Consider the following 2,741-nt stretch of genomic DNA (forward strand, 5'->3'; position numbering starts at 1 on the left):
ATCGGTAAAACCCTACACCCTACACCCTACACCCCACACCCTGCCCCCACGAAAAACTTTTTCAGCAAACCCTATCTAAATGGTTGCCTTTTTTAACTTTTTTATTGATCTCATTAAGCATTTCTACTTATTGCAAAGGTGAGATGCTACCGGGTCTTGGGTCTTGCCTCTTGCCTCGTCTCAACAAGCAATTTAAATGCGCGGGCAGCTTACTAGAACTCTTGCATATAGCGCTTTTCACGTTACTGAGGTATCGACAAGTTTTGCCAACAAAGAGTTTAACCCCCTTGCCCATGCCTCATTCTGATGAAAACTGCTATATATAGTCTAAGGTAGAAAAAAGTTAAATACTGACTAAACCGCCCAATCATAACAACTGAGCCGACAAATTCTGATGTTATTAGCATTAAAACAACTAACTGTTACCCCAGGCGACTGCCTGTTGTTAACTTCACTCACTTGGCAAGATTATGAAAAAATTCTTGACGAATTGGGAGAGCGACGGTCAATTCGTCTATCTTATAGTCAGGGAACTTTAGAAGCAATGACTCCTCTTTTTATTCATGAAAACACCAAAGTTTTAATCGGGGATTTGGTTAAAGTTCTCCTGGATGAATTAGAGTTAGACTATGAACCCGCTGGATCGACAACCTTTAAAAATCAACAAATGGATCAAGGAATAGAACCAGATGAGTCTTTTTATATCGAAAATTGTGCTGCTGTTAGGGGAAAAAAGCGACTTGATTTGGCTATTGATCCCCCTCCCGATTTAGCAATTGAAATTGATATTACTAAGCGAACCCGATTTAATAATTATGAGCGATTGGGTGTTCCTGAATTGTGGCGATATAATGGAGAGAGACTGGAAATCAATGTTTTGCAAGGATCGGAATATGTTGAATCTTCCCAAAGCCGACTATTTCCTCAATTTAATCTAATAGAAAAAATTCCAGAAACGCTACAAAATAGTCAAAAAATAGGTAGTGCAATGGCATTAAAACAATTCCGAATTTGGGTCAAGCAAACGCTTAATCCCTAACTTCAAATCGAGAACGAAGTCAGGGAACTTTTGCCGATGATAATTTAGGGGTTACAGTTTTCGCTTTAAAGCTGCACCTATTCCTAATACTCCTAAACTCAGTAACCCTAGAATTGATGAGGGTTCGGGAACGGAACTAACAGGAGGTGATGATGGAGATACGAGAAAAACGTTGTCTATTGTGGTAGTATCAGTTCCAAATTGAAAATCACCATTAAATTCTAGAGAAGTTAAGTTGGCAAGAACTACTTGAATTTCTGCATTAGTGGCAGGCACAAAGGTCGAGTTGTCTGGAAGAATATTAAACCACGTATTTTGATTTGTATTACTAAGAGCCAAACTATAGGTTTCCCATTGATTAGGATTTGGAGTCGAAATGAATGATGCAAGAGTCAATCCTGCACCTCTCAAAAATGCACCATAACCTCCAGGGATAATAAAGGAAGTCGTAAGATCGAAACTTAGGCTTCCATTAAGGAAAGTAGACTTATCTCCTAAAAATTTAGAAGGAGCAATAAAGGTTAAATCGTTCGCCGAAAAATCAGACGCTGAAATATATCCTCCTGGATTGCCACCAGTAGCAAAATGGGTAAGGTTAGCAGGGCTACTAGGGGGATTATTACTCGCGGAGTTTTGATAATAAACTGTTGTCCACCCTTCAGCATCTGTATCAAATGTGCTGCTAACAGTTGCAGCCTGAACAGGTGCTATCACGAAGGTACTAACAGCAATAGCAGAAGAAGCAATCGCCAGTTTTAATAAGTTTTTCTTACCCCCCCCCCCAGCAAAGTTAATCAGTTTTACTAATGTCATGATTGAAAAGCCTCTGGAGAATTAGATTTGAGTGATTGTTTAGTTGTATAGTAGTATAGTAATGAAGCTTTCTGGATTGCTCAGGGGAAATTTAAGGAAGTCTTTGGGATCGCTTTAGGAAAGTTAATCATTGGATAAAATCAATGCTAGGGAATATTTAAGGATTTTTTGAGGGCAGTTTGAACTTGGTTTAGGATGTCTGAGGGTAAAATGCCTAGTTTCTGTTGAAAAACGGACTGGTTGACCGTCGCAATCTTGTCAGTTCTGATTACAGAGGTCTTTTTTAAGCCTGTTTGTGAGAAGTTGGGATGTCCTTCCCTAACCAGTATCCAAGTTTCCCACCACTCTCCAGGGGGGATTTTGGAGAAGATTCCCAGGATGATTTGTTCTTCTCGATGTACAGCTAAAACTAGCGCGGGTCTGAGTTTTGTGGTGCTAAGGTCGCTGAAGGGAAAGCGAACTAACCAAATTTCGGCAGCTTTAGGGTTGGACATTGTAAATATCTTCCTCTGGGTCGTTCCATTCTGGAAAGCCTGTTTCTGCTAGTTTCATGAGGGTGAGGGTTTCTAGCTTGTCTTCGAGGTCTTCTAAGAGAGAAATTTGTTCTGAGAGGGGAAGTTGATAGACTAGGGTTTTGATTTCTTCAAGGGTTAGGGTGGAAATCATCGAAAATTTTGGGTCTGAAACCCCGTCGTTCTACGACGGCTTTACTGTTAAGTATTAGCACATTTACGAAATATATGCTAGAATGCGGGATATGGAAAAAGCCTATTCGTTTCGATTTTACCCCACACCAACACAAGAGTCGCTATTGCGGCGCACATTGGGCTGTGTAAGATTAGTTTACAACAAAGCTCTCCACGAACGAACACAAGCTTGGTATGAAAGA

At 40.2% G+C, this 2,741-nt stretch carries 5 protein-coding genes; 2 read left to right on the forward strand and 3 right to left on the reverse strand.

Annotation, left to right across the window (positions count from 1 at the left end; all coding sequences use genetic code 11):
* Positions 1-394 precede the first annotated feature (394 nt).
* Positions 395-1,039, forward strand: coding sequence for a Uma2 family endonuclease (locus PX482_RS06255; RefSeq protein ID WP_002761559.1), 645 nt, complete (start codon positions 395-397; stop codon positions 1,037-1,039).
* A gap of 51 nt (positions 1,040-1,090) precedes the next feature.
* Here the strand turns inward: PX482_RS06255 and PX482_RS06260 are convergent, their stop codons facing one another.
* The 3 genes from PX482_RS06260 to PX482_RS06270 form a co-directional block, all read right to left on the reverse strand.
* Complete coding sequence (locus tag PX482_RS06260; RefSeq protein ID WP_288094169.1) at positions 1,091-1,852, reverse strand: PEP-CTERM sorting domain-containing protein; 762 nt, start codon at positions 1,850-1,852, stop codon at positions 1,091-1,093.
* 146 nt (positions 1,853-1,998) lie between these two features.
* On the reverse strand, positions 1,999-2,346 hold the full coding sequence (locus tag PX482_RS06265; protein ID WP_012263951.1) for a type II toxin-antitoxin system PemK/MazF family toxin: 348 nt from the start codon (positions 2,344-2,346) through the stop codon (positions 1,999-2,001).
* The gene (locus PX482_RS06270) at positions 2,333-2,518 is read right to left on the reverse strand and encodes a hypothetical protein (protein WP_002761554.1); all 186 of its coding nucleotides are present in this window, start codon (positions 2,516-2,518) and stop codon (positions 2,333-2,335) included. Before PX482_RS06270 ends, PX482_RS06265 begins: the two co-directional genes overlap by 14 nt.
* A 91-nt stretch (positions 2,519-2,609) precedes the next feature.
* On the opposite strand from PX482_RS06270, the gene PX482_RS06275 reads away from it, so the two are divergent.
* On the forward strand, positions 2,610-2,741 hold a 132-nt coding region (locus tag PX482_RS06275), incomplete at its 3' end, for a helix-turn-helix domain-containing protein (protein ID WP_288122198.1).

The sequence above is a fragment of the Microcystis sp. M53602_WE12 genome (genome assembly GCF_030065455.1).
GTDB lineage: Bacteria > Cyanobacteriota > Cyanobacteriia > Cyanobacteriales > Microcystaceae > Microcystis > Microcystis aeruginosa.

Excerpts from the sequence above, each read along its gene's own strand:
- PX482_RS06265 (WP_012263951.1), bottom strand. The coding sequence starts at position 2,346 with ATGTCCAACCCTAAAGCTGCCGAAATTTGGTTAGTTCGCTTTCCCTTC.
- PX482_RS06255 (WP_002761559.1), top strand. The coding sequence starts at position 395 with ATGTTATTAGCATTAAAACAACTAACTGTTACCCCAGGCGACTGCCTG.
- PX482_RS06270 (WP_002761554.1), bottom strand. The coding sequence starts at position 2,518 with ATGATTTCCACCCTAACCCTTGAAGAAATCAAAACCCTAGTCTATCAA.
- PX482_RS06260 (WP_288094169.1), bottom strand. The coding sequence starts at position 1,852 with ATGACATTAGTAAAACTGATTAACTTTGCTGGGGGGGGGGGTAAGAAA.